The organism is Mycobacterium sp., assembly GCF_035653355.1.
Classification (GTDB): Bacteria; Actinomycetota; Actinomycetes; order Mycobacteriales; family Mycobacteriaceae; genus Mycobacterium.
The window spans coordinates 1-20,133 of record NZ_DASRBZ010000595.1 but is presented as its reverse complement, the minus strand read 5'-3'; the positions used below and the strand labels follow the sequence as shown (position 1 = coordinate 20,133).

The following is a 20,133-nucleotide window of genomic DNA, read 5'->3' as shown; positions in this document are numbered from 1 at the left end:
GCAGCCAGGGCCCGACGTAGTCTTCGCGGCGGCGTGCGTCGGCGCGCAACGCGTTGAGCGCTTGGCGGGTGACCAGCTGGGCTAGATATGACTTGGTGTCGTGCACGGTCGATAGGTCGACCTGAGCCCACCGCAGATAGGCATCCTGCAGTACGTCGTCGGCTTCGGTTGCGGAGCCGAGGATTTCGTAGGCGATGGTGAACAGCAACGGCCGCAGCAGCGTGAACCGTTCGGCATGTTCGGACGCAGCGGGCGAGGCGGTCACGAGACCGTGACCGCCTCGTGCGCAAGCCGCTCGGCCCGCTTGCCGCCCTTGAGCCAGGGGTTCGAACCGGGTTTGGTCGACTCGCGGCGGATGCCCCATACCGTCCCTTTGCAGACCGCCTCCTTGACCCAGGCCGCGAACCGGCCGCCGAGGGCCAGGTTGATCGGGGTGTCGTCGAAGCGGGCGAGCTGGAAGGTGGCGTGCTTGCGGCCCAGGCTGACGCACTGTCCGACGAACGCCTGGTTGATCACCGCCGGTTCCGTGCCAGCGATACGGCTCAGCACAGTGTTGGCGGCCTGAACGCCCAGCGGGCCGGCGGCCTGGCAGCTCATCCGCAGCGGCTGGCCGGACGGGGCGGCGGCGTCTCCGGCCGCCACTATGTAGGGGTCGTCGATGCTGGTCAGCGTTTCGTCGGTGACCAACCGGCCCAGCGCATCGGTGCTCAAACCGCTGCGCTCGGCCAGGTCCGGCACACCGAAGCCCGCTGTCCACACGGTCGCTGCGCTGCGCAGTACCGTGCCGTCGACCAGCTTGACTGCGCCGGGGGCGACCGATGCGACGACGGCGGTTTCCCGTACGTCGACGCCGAGCCTGCGCAGGCACCTATTCACCGAACGGCGACCCGCTGGACTCAGCGACGGCCCGAGCACACCGCCGCAGACCAGTGTCGCTGGGCGGCCCTGCTCGGCGAGCTCCGCGGCCGTTTCGATGCCGGTCAGCCCGGCGCCGACCACCACGACGGGCGCATCCGGGTGCAGTTCGTCGAGTGCGCGGTGCAGCCGCTCGGCGTATTCGAATTCGGCTATGGCATAAGCGAATTCCTGTGCCCCGGGCACCGCTGCCGGCGGTGTGCCGGTGCTGCCGACGGCGTAGATCAGGTAGTCGTAGTCCAGCGTGTCACCAGAGGCCAACACCACCTTGCGGGCGGCGGTGTCGATCCGCTCGGCGGTGTCAACCACCAGTCGGATGCCCTCACCCAGCAGCGTGCCGTAATCGACGGTGGCAGAGCCGGTGCCGGCGACGAACTGGTGCAAACGGATTCGTTCCACGAAAACCGGACGCGGGTTCACCAACGTAATGTCGACGTCCGCGCGCAGCCGCAGGTGGTTGGCGGCCAAGGTTCCGGCGTATCCGCCGCCGAGGACCACGACGCGTGTGCGTGTGTCGGTCATGATGTCTCCTGTTTGATCGCAGGTCTCACGGATCTTGTGCCCTTGAGACACCGCGAAGGCGGCGGATGTGACACGGTGTGATCGACGTCACTGATGCTGGTCGCGGAATAAGCGGAAGCTCGGCGACCGGTATTGCGCCGACTTGTAACTTTTCCCGTTGTCGACTCGTCCTTGCTGACAGGGCCGTACCGGCCACCACGTCAAGGAATTGGAGTCAGATGATGACAATCGTCGTCACCGGAGCAACCGGCAATGTCGGCCGTCCGCTTGTTACCCAACTCGTCAATGCCGGTGCAAAGGTGCGCGCCGTGAGCCGTCACCCGGAGTCCGCTGGGCTTCCTGCCGACGTCGAGGTGGTGGACTCTGCCGCCGCGACGATCCCGGGCGCGTCGGCGGTCTTCCTGAATTCGCGTGCGCTGGGCCCCGAGTTGAGCACTGTGGTCGACCAAGCAGTACGAGACGGAGTCACCCGCCTGGTCGCGCTGTCGGCGATCAACGCCGACGACGACTTCTCGCGCCAACCGTCACGGTCGCGCGGCGACCGCAACAAGGAGGTGGAACAACTCGCCGTCGACTCGGGACTGGAATGGGTGAGCCTGCGGCCATCGGTCTTTGTCAGCAACTTCGTCGGCATGTGGTCTGCCCAGATCCGCGCCGGCGACATTGTTCGCGGTCCTTACGCCGCGGCGTCCAATGCGCCGATCGTCGAAAGCGATATCGCTGAGGTCGCCGCCAAAGCTCTGCTTACCGATGACCTTGTGGGGCAGAAGATTCCGTTGACGGGCCCGCAGGCCCTCACAAACGCCGAAATGGTTGACATCATCGGCGCGGTCCTGGGCCGGACGTTGCGATACCAGGAGGTGCCCGACGACATGGTGCGTCAGCGGTTTGTTGGCCTGGGTTTTCCGCCCGAGTTCGGCGACGCCTACATCGCGATGCTAGCCACTACCCTCGACAACCCTGCCGTAGTTACCGACGCGGTGCCCAAGATCCTGGGCCGGCCCGCGCAGTCGTTCGAGCAGTGGGTGACCGCGCACCGGAACGTCTTCGCGAACTAGCAAAAGGAGCAATCCATGTCTGATCCCAAGCCGCCGCGCTGGCTGAAACCGATGAACAAGTTCATGATCGCGTTGCAAAAGCTCGGCATACCAACGGGACCGCCGATGGTCCTGACGGTGCCGGGTCGTCGGACCGGTCGACCGCGCAGCACGCCGATGACCCCATTCACCTTCGGTGGGCAGCTCTACACCGTGGCGGGATTCCCCGGTGCCGACTGGGCGCGGAACGCCCGCGCGGCCGGCGTCGGGACCCTGAGCAAGGGGCGGAAGGCACGACGAGTGAAGATCGTGGAGGTGTCTCCCGAGGAGGCCCGCCCGGTGCTCCGGGCGTTTCCGACCGAGGTACCGGTCGGCGTCAGCTTCCTGAAACGCTCTGGCCTTGTACGGCAGGGAACTCCCGAGGAAGTCGAGGCACTTGCCGGGCGGATAGCTGTGTTTCGATTCGATCCCTTTCCAGCGAGCTGAGGCAACCCATGCACACCGCCTACCTTGTCGTGACACTGGTCGCGATTGCCTTCAACGGATTTTCCGGCGTAAGCGCCCTGGTGCACTTCGCACCCATCATTCCGGGCATGGAGGCCGCAGGGGTTCCCCTGTCGTGGTTGACGTTTCCCATCGGCACCCTCAAGACCCTGGGTGCCCTGGGACTCGTTGTAGGCCTGTGGATTCCACCGATTGGCCTGGCGGCTGCGGCAGGGCTGGTCATATTTTTCGTATGCGCCATGTACACCCATGTGCTGGCCAACGACATCTCCCCGCAATTCGGGCTTGCGTCGATCCTGCTTGCTCTTAATAGCGCCGTTTTCGCACTTACCCTTCTCGCCCAGCCGAATCTGTAGCAGGCGTGGGCCAGGCTTCACCTGTGGCGGATCAGTTCGATGGCTGCGTTCGCTGCACCGAAATAGCGCGGGTCGGGGCGCAGGGCATTCTCCCGGATGGCTGCCTCACAGAGCTTGATCGCATGCTCGTCGCCTAGTTCTAGCGCCTCCTCGGCCAGTTCGGTAAACGTGCGGTCGGGGTCCGGCTCGGTTGGTGCCTCCACCATGCGCTGTCCGCCGAAGGCGGCGAACAATTCCCGGTTGACGTTCACGATGGTGCGTAGCGACACCGCATGCAGGTCAGCTGGTACTTCGGCCAACAGCAGTCGCATCGCAGCCGGCGCAGTGATCGTGTGAATCAACGGGACTGGGAACGACGGCCTCGTCGCGGCGTAGTGACCGGCATACTCGGCCGTCAGCTCGCTTAGCGCCCGGTCGACGGCTTCCGCGTCGAGATCACCGTGATCAGCCGGCCCGGATTCAACGGGTTGGAACGTGGTCGCCCAGAAGGCCAGACCGCGAGCGAGTTCGTCGATCTGAAGGTCGGTGGGCCGCGCCGTATCGCGCAGCGAGCGCACGGCGTGGGCGGTGCGGATCAACCCGTGGGTGAGTGAGCCGGCGCAGCCGGGTAATAGCCTCGGCCACCATCTCTGCAGCACATCTCGCCATGCGGCCTCGGCGAGTTCGCGGCGAAACAGCTCGACCCAGTCGCCGCCGCGGTCGCGTTGGCCCAGGGCGGCCTGCCAGTCGGTGATCGGCTGCGCCGGATCCGGCAGCGGCCCATGCTCGCGATGATGGATGTTGGCGTCAACCCAGCTGTCGACCTCGTCGCAATACCCGAGTTTGGCCAGCGCTTCGGCGGCCATCGGGCCGTGGTTGGCGAAGAAGTGACCGAGGTAAAAACCGGTCCCGCGCAAGCGGTCCAGTGCAACGTTCACCGCTTCGGTGTAGTCCAGCGATCCCATCACATGCCTCCTGGTGCTACACCCACGACGGGGCGACTACCAAAAAAGTTACACCTGCAGAGCAGACAGTAAGTCACCCAATTCCGCGGCCTTTCAGGGCTTTACGTCTGCTCGTGCTCAGTCCGCTTGGTAGCGCGGGAACACCGCCGTCGGCGGCGGCAAGACCATGCCCGGGGCGAGCCGAGTTTCCACCGCACTGAACGACCGAGCGTTGGCGGGCTGGCCGAGCAGGTCGAGCAGCTTGGCCGCCGACTCCGGCACTACCGGCTGAATAAGCAGTGCGGCAATGCGAACCACGTCGAGAGTGGTGTAGAGAACGGTGCGAAACCGCGTCTGGTCGTCCTGCGACTCGCTTTTGCGCAGTACCCACGGCTGCTGCGCCGAGAAGTACTTGTTGGCCGCGCCGAGCATCCGCCAGATCGCCTCCAACGCCAAATGCATGGCTTGGGCGTCGAAATGGGACCGCACCTGTTCGAGTAGGCCGTCGGCGAGCGCCAGCAACTCTGTGTCGTCAGCGCTGAATTCGCCGGGGGTAGGCACGATTCCGTCGAGGTTCTTGGCGACCATCGACAGCGACCGTTGCGCCAGGTTGCCGAGCTCGTTGGCCAGGTCGGCGTTGATCCGGGTGATCATCGCTTCGTCGCTGTAGCTGCCGTCCTGGCCGAACGGGACCTCCCGCAACAGGAAGTAGCGGACCTGGTCAACACCGAACGTGTCGATCAGCGCCACCGGGTCGATGACGTTGCCCACCGACTTGCTCATCTTCTCGCCGCGGTTGAGCAGGAAGCCGTGGGCGAAAACCTTTCGCGGCAGGTCGATTCCGGCCGACATCAAAAACGCCGGCCAGTACACGGCATGGAACCGGATGATGTCCTTGCCGATCATGTGCAGATCGGCCGGCCAGTAGCGGCGGAACAACTCGGATTCGGTGTCGGGGTAGCCGACGCCGGTCAGATAGTTGGTCAGCGCGTCCACCCAGACGTACATGACGTGATCGGGGTGATCGGGCACCGGTATTCCCCAGTCAAACGACGTCCGGGAGATCGACAGGTCGCGCAACCCGCCGGAGACGAAGCTGACCACCTCGTTGCGACGTACCTCAGGCCCGATGAAATCGGGGTTGGCCTCGTAGTGAGCCAGCAGCTTGTCGGCATACGCCGACAGCCGAAAGAAATAGGTCTGTTCTTCGGTCCACGTCAGCGGCGCCCCGGTCTCGGCGGCAATGCGAGTCCCGTCTTCGAGCAGCTGGGTTTCCGATTCGACGAAAAACCGCTCGTCGCGCACCGAATACCAGCCCGAGTAGCTGTCCAGGTAGATGTCGCCGGCATCAGCCATCCGCTGCCAAATCGCCTTGGAGGCCGCATGGTGGTCGGCGTCGGTGGTGCGGATGAAGCGGTCGAATGAGATGTTGAGCCGCTCCTGCAGCCGCTGGAACACATCGGAGTTGCGCCGGGCCAAGGCAGCCGTGGGAACCCCCTCGGCCGCCGCTGCCTCGGCCATCTTCAGCCCATGTTCGTCGGTGCCGGTCATAAACCGCACGTCGAAGCCGTCAAGCCGCTTGAACCGGGCAATCGCGTCGGTGGCGATGTACTCGTACACGTGCCCCAGGTGCGGTGCAGCATTCGGATACGTGATCGCGGTGGTGACGTAGTAGGGCCTCATCGAGAATCACCCTATTGTGTGCGCGTGAGCTCCAACCGGTCCGGTAAACGTGAGGCGCCGCCCGCCCCGGAGCCGTTGGCGCCGTTGATCGACGCCCACACCCACCTCGACGCATGCGGCGCCGAGGACGCCGACGGGGTGCGCGCCATCGTCGAGCGCGCCGCGGCCGTCGGAGTCACAGCGGTGGTGACCATCGCCGACGACCTGGACTCGGCGCAGTGGGTGACACGCGCGGCCGAATGGGATCCGCGGGTCTACGCCGCCGTGGCCCTGCATCCCACCCGGGCGCATGCCCTCACCGAGGCGGCTCGCGCCGAAATCGAGCGCCTGGCCGCCCATCCGCGGGTGGTGGCGATCGGCGAGACCGGGCTGGACCTGTACTGGCCGGGCCGGCTCGACGGGTGCGCCGAGCCGCCCGCACAGCGGGAGGCGTTCGCCTGGCATATCGACCTGGCCAAGCGGACCGGCAAACCGCTGATGATCCACAACCGGGAGGCCGACGCTGAGGTCCTCGACGTCCTGCGGGCTGAGGGTGCCCCCGACTGTGTGATATTTCACTGTTTCTCGTCGGGCCCGGCGATGGCCCGCAGCTGCGTCGACGCCGGCTGGCTGCTGAGCCTGGCCGGGACGGTCAGTTTCCGCAATGCCCGTGACCTGCGCGCAGCCGTCCCGCTGATCCCAATCGACCAGCTGCTGGTCGAGACCGACGCACCGTTTTTGACGGCGCACCCGTACCGTGGCGCTCCCAACGAGCCGTACTGCCTGCCCTACACTGTGCGAGCGTTGGCTGAACTCCTGGGGCGACCTGCCGACGAATTGGCACTGGTCACCACCGCTAACGCTCGCCGGGCCTACCGGCTGGTCGGCGACTCTTAAGAGTCCGTTAAGAGCGTTGCGCTGGAGTTGCCCTAACTAGGCCGATTCGTTACCGTCTTGTGATCGAACGGGGGGCCTTGACGGGCCCCTTTCGTTTGTGGCTGCTGACGGTGTCGTTGAAGTGTTGCTTAGGTCGGGGAAATACGAGCGTTGAACGTACTCACGAAGCTGCACCAGACCCCATCACCGATCCTGCGGCTTCTGGTCGCCGCGCTGTTGCTGGTGCTGACGTTCGCGGGCGGGTATGCGGTTGCTGCTCGCAAGACGGTGACGCTGAGCGTCGACGGGACCCGGTTGACCGTGACGACGATGAAGTCGCGGGCGATCGACGTGCTCAAGGAGAACGGGTTCGAGGTCGGCGAGCGGGACGACTTGTACCCGAATGGCGACGAGCGGATCCATGACGCCGACGAGATCGTGCTGCGGCGCAGCCGGCCGTTGCAGATCTCCATGGACGGTCACGACACCAAGCAGGTGTGGACCACGGCGTCCACCGTCGATGAGGCGCTGGCCCAGCTAGCGATGACCGACACCGCGCCCGCCGCGGCCTCCCGGGGCAGCCGTGTTCCGCTGGCGGGTATGGCGCTGCCGGTCGTCACGGCCAAGACCGTCCAGATCAACGACGGTGGCGTCATGCGCACCGTTCATCTGGCCGCGCCGAACGTCGCCGACCTGTTGGACGCCGCCGGTATGCCGCTGCAACAAAGCGACAAAGTGATGCCGAGCGCGTCGACGCCGGTCACCGACGGGATGCAGATCGAGGTAACCCGGATCCGCATGGAGAAGGTCACCGAGCGGGTGCCGTTGCCGCCGGCCGCGCATCGCGTCGAAGACCCGGAGATGAACGTCAGCCGGCGGATCGTCGAAGACCCCGGTAGCCCGGGCACGCAGGACGTGACGTTCGCCGTGGCCAAGGTCAATGGAGTGGAGACCGGCCGGCTGCCGGTGGCCAACACGGTGATCACACCAGCCCGCGACGCGGTGCTGCGGGTCGGCACCAAGCCGGGCACGGAAGTCCCGTCGGTGCCCGAGGCCACCGTGTGGGATGCCATCGCCCGCTGCGAAGCCGGCGGAAACTGGGCGATCAACACCGGAAACGGCTACTACGGTGGTGTGCAATTCGACCAGAGCACCTGGGAACGCAGCGGCGGCTTGCGCTATGCCCCGCGCGCTGATCTGGCCACCCGCGAAGAGCAGATCGCCGTTGCCCAGACCGTGCTGGAACGGCAAGGCTGGGGCGCCTGGCCGGTGTGCAGCGGAAGAGCAGGTGCGCGCTGACCATCCGGCTGCTGGGCCGCACCGAGATCAGACGGCTCGCTAAGGAGCTCGAGTTCCGGCCACGAAAGGCGTTGGGACAAAACTTCGTTCACGACGCCAACACGGTACGTCGGGTGGTGTCGGCGTCCGGGGTGAGCCGGTCCGACCACGTGCTTGAAGTGGGGCCCGGCCTGGGATCACTGACGCTGGCGTTGCTCGACCGTGGTGCCGCGGTCACCGCCGTCGAGATCGATCCTGTGCTGGCCGACCGGCTAGAGCAGACCGTCGCCGAGCACTCGCACAGCGAAGCTGACCGGCTGACGGTGCTGAACCGCGACATCTTGTCGATCCGTCGCAGCGACCTGGCGGCTGAGCCGACGGCGGTGGTGGCCAACCTGCCCTACAACGTCGCGGTTCCGGCGTTGTTGCATCTGCTCGCCGAGTTTCCTTCGGTGCGCACCGTGATGGTGATGGTGCAGGCCGAGGTCGCCGAACGGCTTGCCGCTGAACCCGGCGGCAAGGACTACGGCGTGCCCAGTGTCAAGATGCGGTTTTTCGGCCGGGTGCGCCGCTTCGGCACGGTGTCGCCGACGGTTTTCTGGCCGATTCCGCGGGTCTACTCCGGCCTGGTGCGGATCGACCGTTACGAAGTGTCGCCCTGGCCCACCGATGAGGCCTTCCGCCGACGTGTGTTCGAACTCATCGACATCGCATTTGCCCAGCGACGCAAGACATCTCGCAACGCGTTTGCCGAATGGGCCGGCTCGGGCAACGAATCTGCGAAGCGGCTGCTGGCCGCCAGCATCGACCCCGCCCGCCGCGGTGAGACGCTGTCCATCGAGGACTTCGTGCGTTTGCTGCGCCGCTCAGGGGAGTGGACCGACAGCGCCGCTGCCGGCCAAGAAGCGTCGTAGCGGCCCGATTTCGGCGCGGTGCCCGAGCTACTCAGCCGGGTCGATGGCCCGGCTCCTTTTCCGACCCGATTGCCCGGCTCATCCTCGGGCCGTCGCCGCGGCCCGCATCGTCGCCGGGCGAGCGCCGTTGGCGGCGTGCATCGTCGCCAGAAGCAGTGTGGTTTGCGTGTCCCGGCGATACTCTCGTGCGGTGCCGATGAACGGGAGCACCGCTGTTCAGTGGGTGCCGACTGGGTCGGTGACGGTCCAGGTGCCCGGGAAAGTCAACCTCTACCTCGGGGTCGGGGATCGCCGCGCCGACGGTTACCACGAGCTGACGACTGTGTTCCAGGCGGTCTCACTGGTCGATGAGGTCACTGTTCGCAACGCCGACGTGCTCTCGCTCAAGGTCAGCGGCGAAGGGGCCGACGAACTGCCCACCGACGACCGCAACCTGGCTTGGCAGGCCGCCGAGCTGGTGGCCGAACACGTCGGCCGGGCCCCAGATGTTTCGATCACCATCGACAAATCCATTCCGGTTGCTGGCGGCATGGCGGGCGGCAGCGCGGACGCCGCCGCGGTGCTGGTGGCCATGAACGTCCTGTGGGAGCTCGACGTGCCGCGCCGCGACCTTCACGCGCTCGCCGCGAAGCTGGGCAGCGACGTGCCGTTCGCGCTACACGGCGGCACCGCGCTGGGAACCGGGCGCGGCGAGGAATTGGCCACCGTGCTGTCGCGAAACACCTTCCACTGGGTGCTGGCGTTTGCCGACAGCGGCCTGTCGACAGCGGCGGTGTTCGCCGAGCTCGACCGGCTCCGTGAGGTAGCCGAACCGCCGCGACTCAGTGAGCCCGGGCCTGTGCTGGCCGCCCTTGCCGCCGGGGATGCCGACCAGTTGGCGCCTTTGCTGGGCAACGAGTTGCAAGCGGCCGCGGTGAGCTTGGATCCCGCGTTGCGCCGCGCCTTGCGTGCCGGTGTAGAGGCAGGCGCACTGGCGGGCATCGTCTCCGGGTCCGGACCCACCTGCGCATTCCTGTGCTCATCGGCGACTTCGGCAATCGACGTCGGCACTCAGCTGTCGGGCGCAGGTGTCTGCCGCACCGTCCGCGTTGCCAGCGGTCCGGTGCACGGTGCCCGCGTGGTGCCGGCGCCGGTGACCGAAGTGTGACCTGGGCCTCAAAGCACGCCACGGTTTGGCGGTTACTTAAGAGGAGCTTAAGATGATCCGCGGTGACGACTAGCGGTCAAACAATGTGCCCAATCGCACCGCCCGCCGGTTATCGCGGTGGGCGGTCGACCAGCCGCCACAGCGGCTGTGCTTCCGCTACCCGTCCAGCCTCTCCCGAGGCATCTGACGCATCACCGATTCGAGACATAACCGCTGCCCAATTGTGTGCACGCCTCTACTGCACATTGCCTAATAGCAGGGGCAGCATAAAATTCCGGGCCTGGAAAGCGCCGGTGCCGGAAGCCAGGAGGGTGTCGTGAGCAGGTTTACCGAGAAGATGTACCGCAACGCCCACACCAGCCCTCGCGGCATGGTCACCGGCGAGCCACACAACCCGGTCCGGCACACGTGGCGCGAGGTACATGAGCGGGCCCGTCGCATCGCGGGCGGACTGGCGGCCAATGGTATTGGCCACGGCGACGCCGTCGGTGTGCTCGTCGGCGCCCCGGTGGAGATCGCGCCGACCGCCCAGGGGCTGTGGATGCGGGGGGCCAGCCTGACCATGCTGCACCAGCCCACGCCGCGCACCGACTTGGCGGTGTGGGCCCAGGACACCACCACGGTCATCGACATGATCGAGGCGAAAGCGGTCATCGTCTCCGACCCCTTCATGGCGGCCGCGCCGGTGCTGGAGCAGCGCGGCGTCAAGGTGATGACCGTCGAGCAGCTGCTGGATTCCGACCCGATCGACCCCATCGATACCGACGAAGACGATCTGGCGCTCATGCAGCTGACGTCGGGATCCACCGGTTCCCCGAAAGCTGTCCAGATCACTCACCGCAACGTGTACTCGAACGTCGAAGCCATGTTCGTCGGCGTCAAGTACAAGCCCGAGACCGACGTGATGGTCAGCTGGCTGCCCTGCTTCCACGACATGGGCATGATCGGCTTCTTGACCGTGCCGATGTACTTCGGCGCTGAGCTGGTCAAGGTCACCCCGCTGGACTTCCTGCGCGACACGCTGCTGTGGGCCAAGCTGGTCGACAAGTACAAGGGCACGTTCATCTGCGGCCCGAACTTCGCCTATTCGCTGTTCGCCAAGCGGCTGCGCAAGCAGGCCAAACCCGGCCAGTTCGACCTGTCGACGCTGCGGATTGCAATGTCGGGGGCCGAACCGGTCGACCCCGCCGATGTCGAGGACCTGATCGAGGCGGGCCGGCCGTTCGGGCTGCGGCCGGAGGCCATCCTGCCCGCATACGGCATGGCCGAAACCACGCTGGCCGTGTCGTTTTCGCCGGTGGAACAGGGCCTGATCGTCGACGAGGTGGACGCCGACCTGCTCGCCGCGCTGCGTCGGGCGGTCCCGGCTACCAAGGGCAACACCCGTCGACTGGCTTCCCTGGGGCCCGTGCTCGATGGGATCGAGGCCCGCATCGTCGACGAGAACGGCAATGTGTTGCCGCCCCGCGGCGTCGGGGTGATCGAGCTGCGCGGCGAGCCGCTGACCCCGGGCTACATCACGATGGGCGGGTTCATTCCCGCGCAAGACGAGCACGGCTGGTATGACACCGGTGACCTCGGCTACATGATGGAAAACGGCCACCTCGTTGTGTGCGGCCGGGTCAAGGACGTCATCATCATGGCTGGCCGCAACATCTACCCCACCGACATCGAGCGGGCGGCGTGCCGGGTTCCCGGCGTGCGCCCGGGCTGCGCGGTGGCCGTGCGGCTCGACGCCGGCCATTCACGCGAGACGTTCGCCGTCGCAGTGGAGTCCAACGCCTACGAGGACCCGGCCGAAGTGCGTCGCATCGAGCACCAGGTGGCGCACGAGGTCGTCACCGAGGTCGACGTGCGGCCGCGCAACGTCGTCGTATTGGGACCGGGCACCATTCCCAAGACGCCGTCGGGCAAGCTGCGCCGCGCCAACTCGGTCACGCTGGTCACTTAACTTCAGCGCTTGCACCTTCTGCCGCGAGCGGGCGCAAACTGCCATCATTTGCGGCGTGTCGATGTGCAAACACGCCCGCTCGCGGACCAATCACCAAGCGTGCACGCGGTTTTGGGCCGGCTCTAACCCCAGCTCGATGAGCAACTCCGTCGCGTCGGCGGCCTGCTCACAGATCGTCGGCACCTCCGTGCGTTCGGCGGCGGTAAAGTTCTCCAACACGAACGCCGCCGGGTCCTTGCGTCCCGGCGGACGCCCGATGCCGATGCGCACCCGCTCAAAATCCTTGGTTCCCAAGGACGCAACCACTGAGCGCAGGCCGTTGTGACCGCCTTCGCCGCCGCCGAGCTTGAGCCGGATGCGACCAAAGTCCAAGTCCAGGTCGTCATGGATGACGATGATGTCGGCTGGGGGCACCGAGTAGAACTTGGCCAGCGGCGCGACTTGACGGCCCGATTCGTTCATATAACTGCGCGGCTTGGCCAACACCACCGCACAGCCTCCGAGCCGGCCGGTGGCGATTTCCGCGCCGGAACGCTTGTGCGCCTTGAAGGTCGAGCCCAGACGCGCGGCGAGCCGATCGGCGACCATGAATCCGAGGTTGTGGCGGGTCCGGGCGTAGTTCGGTCCCGGATTGCCAAGGCCAACCACCAGCCGGGGCCCCCGCGAAGCAGGGGACGGTTCGGCCATGCGTTACTCGGACTCGGCCTCGCCGGCTTCGGTTTCGGTGGCCGCTTCGGCCGGCACCTCGGGTTCGGCCACCTCGCCGGCACCCTCCGCCTCGAGTTCCTCGGCCGTCGGCGCGTTCACGACGTTGACGACCAACTGGTCTGGATCAGAGATCAGCCTCACCCCGCGCGGCAGCGGGATCTGCCCGGCAGTGAACTGGGTGTCGGGCTGCGCGCCCTCGACCGAGACGGTCAGCTGCTCAGGAATCGACAGCGCCTCGGCCTCGATCTCGATCGTGCTGGTTTCCTGCGTGACCAAGGTGCCCGGCGCCGGTTCACCCTCGACATCAACGGTGACCTCGACGGTGACTTTCTCGCCGCGGCGCACCAGCAGTAGGTCCGCATGCTGGATCGTGTGTCGAATCGGGTGGACGTCGATCGCCTTGGTCAACGCCAGCTGCTCCTTGCCCTCGATGTCAAGGGTCAGCACAGCGTTGGTGCCCGAGTGGCGCAACACCGCCGCGAAATCGTGGCCAGGCAACTCCAGATGCTGCGGCTCGCTGCCGTGACCGTAGAGGACCGCTGGGATCTTGCCGTTGCGCCGTGCCCGGCGGGACGCGCCCTTGCCGGTCTCTGTGCGCACCGACACGCTCAGCTGATTGGTTGGCGAAGCCGCCGATTTAGCCATGGTGTCGCTCCTGTGTGGGTCGGGCACGGCCAGCATCGCGACAACCAGAAGGTCCCCGTCGATAACGGTGGCCGCCTGGCAGCACCCTCGCCGTGACGCCCGACAGGCTAGCGCATCAGCGGCTCAAAGCGGAAATTTGACTCCGGTGAGCTGCTCCGACAGCTCCCACAGTGCCGTGGCGGTGCTTTCCCGCTTAGCCAGTGGGCTGCGGGCCACCGGCTGGGTGCGGCCGACCATGCTGAAACGTGGCCCGACGAACGTGTCGCCCGGCAAATCCTGCGACGCCGCGTACAGCGTCTGGCGGGCACCGAAATCGGCGTCGGTGGCGAAAAACTTGTTACCGATCGCCATCAAAGCGTCTTCGACCCGGTGACCGGAGTGGCCCTGCAGATTGGTTCGCGAATAGCCGGGATGGACAGCCAGCGCGCGCAAGGGTGAGCCAACCGAATCCAGCCGCCGCTGCAGCTCGCTGGTGAACAACAGGTTGGCCAGTTTTGACTGGCCGTAGGCCAGCCACCGCGAGTATCGCCGCGACTGCCAGTTCAGGTCGTCGAGGCTGATGCGGCCGATCCAGTGGTACATCGACGACACGGTCACCACCCGGTCGGTTAGCTTGGGCAGCAACAGATTTGTCAGCGCAAAATGACCGAGGTGATTGGTGCCGATCTGACTTTCGAAGCCGTCAACGGTCCTCGCCTCCGGGGTGGCCATGATGCCCGCGTTGTTGATCAGCACGTCGACCGTGTCGATGGCGTCGGCGAACTCCCGCACTGAGGCCAAGTCCTGCAGGTCGAGTCGGCCCACCTCGACGTGGCCGGTCATCTGCCGGGCGGCGGCCTCGCCTTTCTCGGTATTGCGTACCGCCACGATGACGTGGGCCCCAACCCGGGCCAGTTCGCGGGCCGTCACCGCGCCCAGGCCACTGTTGGCCCCCGTGACAATCACGGTTCGTCCGGCCAATGACGGCAGGTCTGCGGCGGTCCAACCCATGGCGGATACAGTAACGCGGCCAAGGCAACCCGATGCTGCGGGCTACTTCGCGGCGACGGTGAATCCGGCGATGATCGCCTCGATGTCCTTCGCCTCGGGGAAGGCCTGGCCGGCCATGCTGGTGATCGTGAGCTGAACGAGGTAAGGCTGCTTCGCCGGTGGTGATCCGGTAGCGATGACGACCCGGTTCCACCCGTGCAACCGTTTGCCGTTGAGGTCGTAGCTGCCCTCGACCATCGACGACGGAAAGCCGTGAAAGTCGGCGGTGGACGCATTCAATTTCTTGAAATTGTCGGAGCGCTCGGCGTCGGCGTTGGCGTGCTTGATCACGTCTGCGGTATTGAAGTCCCCGCGCAGCTTGAACACCATCAGCATCGCGATCGGATAGCTGCCGTTCTTGGCGATCGCCTGCGTGGCCGGGGTGATACTGGGATTGGTGAACTTGTCCCAGCCTGGTGGTGTCGGGATCGACACCGTCAGATCGGGTAGCGAATCGGGAGCTACCTGTTCGCCGGTGACGCCGACGTCTTCCAGGTATTTTCCAAGCGGCTCCGGTGATTCAGTCGTGGTCGGGGTGGTGGTTGTCGTGGAGCTCGTCGTCCAAACTGATTGGTAGTCAGGCTCTTTCGCGCTGCAACCGACCGCGGTTAGCGCAAGGATCACGACGCCGGCCGCGCATCTACTGATGGCGGTGAGCCTCACAGAATCTCGTCGACCGCGTCGACCGGACGAGCCAGCCGGGTGCCCTTGGCTGTCACGACGAACGGGCGTTGGATCAAGATGGGGTGTTCGGCCATCGCGTCGAGCAACTCGTCGTCGGTGGCGTCGGCCAGGTTGAGCTCTGCGTACAGCGGCTCACGGGTGCGCACCGCGACGCGAACATTGATGCCGGCGTCGCGGATCATCTTCACCAGCTGCTCGCGCGACGGCGGCGTCTTCAAGTACTCGACGATGGTTGGCTCGATGCCTTTGTCGCGCAACAACTCCAGCGTCTTACGCGACGTGCTGCACTTGGGGTTGTGGTAGATGACGGTGTCGTTCGAGGTAGGGGGCATTACGCGTCTCCGTCGAAGAGCCCTGTCACTGAACCATTTTCGAAGACCGCACGGATAGTGCTGGCCACCAGGGGCGCAATCGACAACACCGTCAGCTGCGGGAACCGCTTGCTCTCGTCGATCGGCAGCGTGTTGGTGACGATCACCTCACGGGCCCCGGACTCCGCCAAGAGCTTGGGCGCGGGATCGGACAGCACGCCGTGGGTGGCGGCGACGATCACGTCTCCGGCGCCGTCTTCCTTCAGCAGCGGCACCGCCGCGGCGATGGTGCCGCCGGTGTCGATCATGTCGTCGATCAGGATGCAGGTCTTGCCGGCGACTTCGCCGACGACGCGGTTGGACTTAACCTGGTTGGGCACTCGTGGGTCGCGTGTCTTGTGGATGAAGGCCAGCGGAACGCCGCCGAGCGAGTCGGCCCACTTCTCGGCGATGCGCACCCGGCCGGAGTCGGGGGAGACGACCACCATGTCGTGGCCGCTGTAGTTGTCTTTGAGGTAGCCGGTGAGCAGGTTCTGCGCTCGCATGTGGTCGACCGGCCCGTCGAAGAAGCCCTGGATCTGGTCGGTGTGCAGGTCGACGGTCACGATCCGATCGGCCCCGGCGGTCTTGAGCAGGTCGGCCACCAGTCGCGCCGAGATCGGCTCGCGGCCGCGGTGCTTTTTGTCCTGGCGGGCGTAGGGATAGAACGGCACGACGGCGGTGATCCGCTTGGCGCTGCCCCGCTTGAGCGCGTCGAGCATGATCAGCTGCTCCATCAGCCACTTGTTCAGCGGCGCGGGGTGTGACTGCAGGACGAACGCGTCGCAGCCGCGAACCGATTCGTGGTAGCGCACGAAGATCTCGCCGTTGGCGAAGTCCCGGGCCGTCTGCGCGGTGACGTGGACGTCGAGCTCCTTGGCGACCTGCTCGGCCAGTTCAGGATGCGCACGACCCGCGAACAGCATCAGGTTTTTGCGGTTGTCGGTCCAGTCGTGGCTCACGTGGTGCCCCCGCGGGTCGGATCGAGATATGTGCCTAACAGTGCCTAAATAGTAAGGAGAGAAACGTCACGGTGTCTGGTCGGGTTCATCCGGGCTGGTTTTCTGGGCCTGTGCCTTCTCGGCGGCCTTGGCGGCCGCGCTGCCGGGGCGCTTGCGCTGCACCCAGTTCTCGATGTTGCGTTGCGGTCCTGCCGACACGGCCAGCGCCCCGGGCGGTACGTCGTGGCGGACCACCGTGCCGGCACCGGTGTAGGCGCCGTCGCCGACCGTCACCGGCGCCACGAACATGGTGTCCGAGCCGGTGCGCACGTGGGAGCCGATCGTCGTGCGTTGTTTGGTCTCGCCGTCGTAGTTGACGAACACGCTGGATGCGCCGATGTTGCTGTGCTCACCGATGTCGGCGTCGCCGACGTAGGTCAGATGCGGCACCTTGGTGCCCGTCCCGATGGTGCAGTTCTTGGTCTCAACGAATGCGCCCACCTTTCCGTCGGCGCCCAAGACGGTCCCGGGCCGCAGGTAGGCGAAGGGACCGACCGCCGCGCCGTCGCCGATCGACGACGAGGTGCCGTGAGTGCGGATCACCGATGCGGCCTCACCGACAACGACGTCGGCCAGAGTGGTGTCCGGGCCGATGGTGCAGTGTCCGCCGATGCGGGTACGGCCCAGCAGCTGTGTCCCGGGCAGGATGACGGTGTCGCGGCCGACAGTGACGTCGACGTCGATCCAGGTGGTCGCGGGATCGCAGACCGTGACCCCGGCCAGCTGGTGCCCGGCGACGATGCGCCGGTTGAGTTCAGCGGCGAGCTCGCCCAGCTGGACCCGGTTGTTCACCCCGGCGACCAACACGCTGTCGTCGACGTGCCGCGCGTGTACGGTCCGGCCGTCTTGGCGGACGATGGAGATCACATCGGTGAGGTAAAGCTCGCGCTGGGCATTGTCGGCGGACAGCCGGCTCAGCGCGTTGCGCAGCGCCTCGATGTCGAAGGCGTAGACCCCGGCGTTGACTTCCCGGATTTCCCGCTGTGAGGGTGTCGCGTCGGCTTGCTCGACGATCGCGATCACTTCATTGTCTTGGGTACGCAGGATGCGGCCATAGCCGGTGGGGTCGGCCAGCGTCGTGGTCAGCACTGTGACCGCTGCCGGTTGGGCACGATGGGCGGCGAGCAGGTCGGCCAGAGTATCGGCGTCCAGCAACGGAATATCGGCCGAGGTGACCACGACGACGCCGCTGTAGTCATCGGGCAGCGCGGAAAGTCCGCACAACACGGCATGTCCGGTGCCCAGCTGCTCATCCTGGATCGCCACGTCGATGGGGCGGCCCAGCGTCTCAGCCAGTTCCGCGACGACGGGTGCGATGCGTTCCCGGTTTTGGCCGAGCACCACGACCAGGTGCTGTGGGGCCACCTTGGCGATCGAATGCAGGCAATGCGCCAACATGCTGCGCCCGGCGAGCGTGTGCAGCACCTTCGGCGTGTCTGACCGCATCCGGGTTCCGGCTCCCGCTGCCAGTACCAGCACCGCCGATTCGCCCTGAGTTGTCATCAAGCCTCCCCGGCTTTCTGCCGCGAGTGTGCGTATCTGTACGCCGACACGCCGTCAAGCGTGGCATTTCCCGCCCGCTCACGGCAAAAAAGCGCGGTATATGGGACAGCTCCGTCGCCAGGACTCGAACCTGAACTCTCAGAACCAAAATCTGATGTGCTGCCGATTACACCACGACGGACCGATGTGGCGAGCGGTCGAGCACCGCCAAGGACCGCGTCCACTCTAATGCAAGCCGATACCCTGGTAGGCGTGGCAGCGCTGGATAAAGAGGTGCGAGAGCCGCGCGCCAGGATGACCGGCAGCGAGCGTCGGCATCAACTGATCGATATCGCACGCTCGCTATTCGCCGAGCGCGGCTACGAGGGAACCTCGATCGAGGAGATCGCGCTGCGGGCCAATGTGTCCAAGCCGGTTGTTTACGAGCATTTCGGCGGTAAGGAAGGGCTGTACGCGGTCGTCGTCGACCGAGAGATGTCGGCGCTGCTGGATGGCATCACGTCGTCGCTCACCAAGTCGACCAACAACCGGTCTCGGCTGCGCATCGAACGGGTGGCGCTGGCGTTGCTGACCTATGTCGAGGAACGCACCGACGGCTTCCGAATCCTGATCCGCGACTCCCCGGCTGCCATTAGCTCCGGCACCTATTCCACCCTGCTTAACGACGCGGTCAGTCAGGTGTCATCGATCCTGGCCGGCGACTTCGCCCGCCGCGGACTCGACCCCGAAACGGCGCCGTTGTATGCCCAGGCGCTGGTCGGCTCCGTGTCGATGACCGCCCAGTGGTGGCTCGACGCCCGGGAGCCCAAGAAGGAAGTGGTCGCCGCGCACCTGGTTAATCTCTGCTGGAACGGCCTGATGCACCTGGAGGCCGACCCCAATCTGCTGGACGAGTAGCCGATTTCGCGTTGACGTGCATGACGATGCCGGCTGGGTCCACGCCTGCGGCTATCGCGGCTGTCAGCTCACCGGCCGAGCAGACGTCAAGGCTTAGCCCCTCTTCGCGCGCCCACCGCGCCACCGCGATGCTCAGCAGTGACTTGCCGGCATAGACGACCTCAGCGTCGCGCAACGCCCGGCGGTAGTGCTGAGCCCGGTGCCTGAAGTCTGCTTCGTCGATCACATAGGCCGGGGTGCGGAACTCGTCGGCGATGTCCGTGAGCGGCACGTCGCCGATGCACAGCCGACCCTCCTCGTCGGCATGCGTCGTTACCGGCCAGATGGCTGGATCGAACCGCGGGGAGCGGCATAACCGATGGACGGCAATACATCCACCAATGTTGTGGTGATGCTTCCACGGTGCGTCCGGCTGTCGTCGGATGCCGCAGCCCTAACGAACCCTTGACGCCGCCGAGCCCTAAATTGACGGAGTTTTGCATCGCCTCGCCGGTTCGGTAGCGGCGGGTTGTCTGGAAATCGTGGTGACGCAGTAGTGGTGTGGCGGCGATCACCTGAGTTGGCCGGAGCCGCAACGTGAATCGATCGAAGCATAGAATGGCCGCATCATGACCGCACCGGGGTTTGCCCGACCAGATACCCCGATCGCGGGGCTTGTCGACTTGGCGTTGAGCGCGCCGACCTTCCAGCAACTCATCGATCAGGCAGCGGATCGACCCGACGAATTGAGCCTGGTCGGTCCGGCCAGCGCACGGGTCTTCGTCACCAGCGCGCTGGCCCGGCACGGCCCGTTGCTGGTGGTCACCGCCACCAACCGGGAAGCTGACGATCTGACCGCCGAGCTGCGCGGCGTGCACGGCGACGCGGTCGCGTTGTTCCCGTCCTGGGAAACCCTGCCGCACGAACGGCTCTCGCCGGGCGTCGACACCATGGGCGCCCGCCTCATGGTGCTGCGCCGGCTGGCTCACCCCGAGGACGCGCGGCTGGGACCGCCGCTGCGGGTGGTGGTGACCCCGGCCCGCTCGCTTTTGCAGCCGATGACACCACGACTGGGCGACATCGAGCCGCTCACCCTGGCCGTCGGCGACGAGGTCGCGTTCGAAGAGGTCATCACCCGGCTGGTCGAATTGGCCTATACCCGGGCCGACATGGTCGGCCGGCGTGGGGAGTTTGCGGTGCGCGGCGGCATACTCGACGTGTTTCCGCCCACCGCCGAGCATCCGGTGCGCAT

20 protein-coding genes, 1 tRNA gene and 2 pseudogenes are annotated in these 20,133 nt (G+C 66.1%); 10 read left to right on the top strand and 13 right to left on the bottom strand.

Annotated elements, in window-relative coordinates; all coding sequences use genetic code 11:
• Both VFA16_RS20710 and VFA16_RS20705 read right to left on the bottom strand, forming a co-directional pair.
• On the bottom strand, positions 1 to 265 hold a 265-nt coding region (locus VFA16_RS20710), incomplete at its 3' end, for a sigma factor (RefSeq protein ID WP_324969625.1).
• Complete coding sequence (locus tag VFA16_RS20705) at positions 262 to 1,437, bottom strand: NAD(P)/FAD-dependent oxidoreductase (protein WP_324969624.1); 1,176 nt, start codon at positions 1,435 to 1,437, stop codon at positions 262 to 264. The genes VFA16_RS20710 and VFA16_RS20705, both read right to left, overlap by 4 nt.
• A gap of 221 nt (positions 1,438 to 1,658) precedes the next feature.
• Between VFA16_RS20705 and VFA16_RS20700 the strand changes: the two genes are divergently transcribed.
• From VFA16_RS20700 to VFA16_RS20690, 3 genes are read left to right on the top strand one after another with little or no spacing between them, the layout of a single operon-like run.
• Positions 1,659 to 2,495: an NAD(P)H-binding protein gene (locus VFA16_RS20700; protein WP_324969629.1), complete on the top strand. Its 837-nt coding sequence runs from the start codon at positions 1,659 to 1,661 to the stop codon at positions 2,493 to 2,495.
• A gap of 15 nt (positions 2,496 to 2,510) precedes the next feature.
• Complete coding sequence (locus VFA16_RS20695; protein WP_324969623.1) at positions 2,511 to 2,960, top strand: nitroreductase family deazaflavin-dependent oxidoreductase; 450 nt, start codon at positions 2,511 to 2,513, stop codon at positions 2,958 to 2,960.
• An 8-nt stretch (positions 2,961 to 2,968) separates the two neighbouring features.
• Positions 2,969 to 3,334 carry a DoxX family protein gene (locus tag VFA16_RS20690; RefSeq protein WP_324969622.1) on the top strand — a complete coding sequence of 122 codons (366 nt, stop codon included), beginning with the start codon at positions 2,969 to 2,971 and terminating at the stop codon, positions 3,332 to 3,334.
• A gap of 17 nt (positions 3,335 to 3,351) precedes the next feature.
• On the opposite strand, the gene VFA16_RS20685 is transcribed toward VFA16_RS20690, so the two are convergent.
• On the bottom strand, positions 3,352 to 4,278 hold the full coding sequence (locus VFA16_RS20685; protein WP_324969621.1) for a hypothetical protein: 927 nt from the start codon (positions 4,276 to 4,278) through the stop codon (positions 3,352 to 3,354).
• Positions 4,279 to 4,395: 117 nt separating this feature from the next.
• Positions 4,396 to 5,940, bottom strand: coding sequence for a methionine--tRNA ligase (gene metG / locus VFA16_RS20680; RefSeq protein ID WP_324969619.1), 1,545 nt, complete (start codon positions 5,938 to 5,940; stop codon positions 4,396 to 4,398).
• An 18-nt stretch (positions 5,941 to 5,958) separates the two neighbouring features.
• On the opposite strand from metG, the gene VFA16_RS20675 reads away from it, so the two are divergent.
• The 5 genes from VFA16_RS20675 (at position 5,959) to VFA16_RS20655 (ending at position 12,085) form a co-directional block, all read left to right on the top strand.
• Positions 5,959 to 6,816: a TatD family hydrolase gene (locus VFA16_RS20675; protein WP_324969618.1), complete on the top strand. Its 858-nt coding sequence runs from the start codon at positions 5,959 to 5,961 to the stop codon at positions 6,814 to 6,816.
• Between the two features lie 150 nt (positions 6,817 to 6,966).
• A complete protein-coding gene (locus tag VFA16_RS20670; protein WP_324969617.1) occupies positions 6,967 to 8,094 on the top strand; it encodes a transglycosylase family protein in 1,128 nt (375 codons plus the stop codon).
• Entirely contained in the window at positions 8,058 to 8,987 is a 930-nt protein-coding gene (gene rsmA, locus VFA16_RS20665; protein WP_324969628.1) for a 16S rRNA (adenine(1518)-N(6)/adenine(1519)-N(6))-dimethyltransferase RsmA, read from the top strand. The genes VFA16_RS20670 and rsmA overlap by 37 nt, the downstream gene beginning before the upstream one ends.
• A gap of 196 nt (positions 8,988 to 9,183) precedes the next feature.
• Positions 9,184 to 10,134, top strand: coding sequence for a 4-(cytidine 5'-diphospho)-2-C-methyl-D-erythritol kinase (locus tag VFA16_RS20660; RefSeq protein ID WP_324969627.1), 951 nt, complete (start codon positions 9,184 to 9,186; stop codon positions 10,132 to 10,134).
• 316 nt (positions 10,135 to 10,450) lie between these two features.
• On the top strand, positions 10,451 to 12,085 hold the full coding sequence (locus VFA16_RS20655; protein ID WP_324969616.1) for a fatty acyl-AMP ligase: 1,635 nt from the start codon (positions 10,451 to 10,453) through the stop codon (positions 12,083 to 12,085).
• 90 nt (positions 12,086 to 12,175) lie between these two features.
• Here VFA16_RS20655 and pth read toward each other — a convergent pair whose 3' ends face one another.
• The 8 genes from pth to VFA16_RS20615 form a co-directional block, all read right to left on the bottom strand.
• A complete protein-coding gene (gene pth / locus VFA16_RS20650; RefSeq protein WP_324969615.1) occupies positions 12,176 to 12,772 on the bottom strand; it encodes an aminoacyl-tRNA hydrolase in 597 nt (198 codons plus the stop codon).
• A 3-nt stretch (positions 12,773 to 12,775) separates the two neighbouring features.
• Positions 12,776 to 13,438: a 50S ribosomal protein L25/general stress protein Ctc gene (locus VFA16_RS20645; protein WP_324969614.1), complete on the bottom strand. Its 663-nt coding sequence runs from the start codon at positions 13,436 to 13,438 to the stop codon at positions 12,776 to 12,778.
• A gap of 123 nt (positions 13,439 to 13,561) precedes the next feature.
• A complete protein-coding gene (locus VFA16_RS20640; RefSeq protein WP_324969613.1) occupies positions 13,562 to 14,428 on the bottom strand; it encodes an oxidoreductase in 867 nt (288 codons plus the stop codon).
• A gap of 42 nt (positions 14,429 to 14,470) precedes the next feature.
• Entirely contained in the window at positions 14,471 to 15,130 is a 660-nt protein-coding gene (locus VFA16_RS20635; RefSeq protein ID WP_324969612.1) for an LpqN/LpqT family lipoprotein, read from the bottom strand.
• Complete coding sequence (gene arsC, locus VFA16_RS20630) at positions 15,127 to 15,483, bottom strand: arsenate reductase (glutaredoxin) (protein WP_324969611.1); 357 nt, start codon at positions 15,481 to 15,483, stop codon at positions 15,127 to 15,129. Before arsC ends, VFA16_RS20635 begins: the two co-directional genes overlap by 4 nt.
• Positions 15,483 to 16,463, bottom strand: coding sequence for a ribose-phosphate diphosphokinase (locus VFA16_RS20625; RefSeq protein WP_324969610.1), 981 nt, complete (start codon positions 16,461 to 16,463; stop codon positions 15,483 to 15,485). Before VFA16_RS20625 ends, arsC begins: the two co-directional genes overlap by 1 nt.
• A gap of 66 nt (positions 16,464 to 16,529) precedes the next feature.
• Entirely contained in the window at positions 16,530 to 18,005 is a 1,476-nt protein-coding gene (gene glmU, locus VFA16_RS20620) for a bifunctional UDP-N-acetylglucosamine diphosphorylase/glucosamine-1-phosphate N-acetyltransferase GlmU (RefSeq protein ID WP_324969609.1), read from the bottom strand.
• Positions 18,006 to 18,114: 109 nt separating this feature from the next.
• Positions 18,115 to 18,186, bottom strand: a tRNA-Gln gene (locus VFA16_RS20615).
• Positions 18,187 to 18,299: 113 nt separating this feature from the next.
• Between VFA16_RS20615 and VFA16_RS20610 the strand changes: the two genes are divergently transcribed.
• Positions 18,300 to 18,902 (top strand): TetR/AcrR family transcriptional regulator, encoded by a 603-nt coding sequence (locus VFA16_RS20610; RefSeq protein ID WP_324969626.1) that lies wholly within the window; start codon positions 18,300 to 18,302, stop codon positions 18,900 to 18,902.
• Between the two features lies 1 nt (position 18,903).
• On the opposite strand, the pseudogene VFA16_RS20605 reads toward VFA16_RS20610, so the two are convergent.
• Positions 18,904 to 19,295, bottom strand: a pseudogene (locus VFA16_RS20605) (diaminopimelate decarboxylase); the annotation flags it as partial.
• A gap of 215 nt (positions 19,296 to 19,510) precedes the next feature.
• Here VFA16_RS20605 and VFA16_RS20600 point away from each other — a divergent pair.
• Positions 19,511 to 20,133, top strand: a pseudogene (locus tag VFA16_RS20600) (transcription-repair coupling factor); the annotation flags it as partial.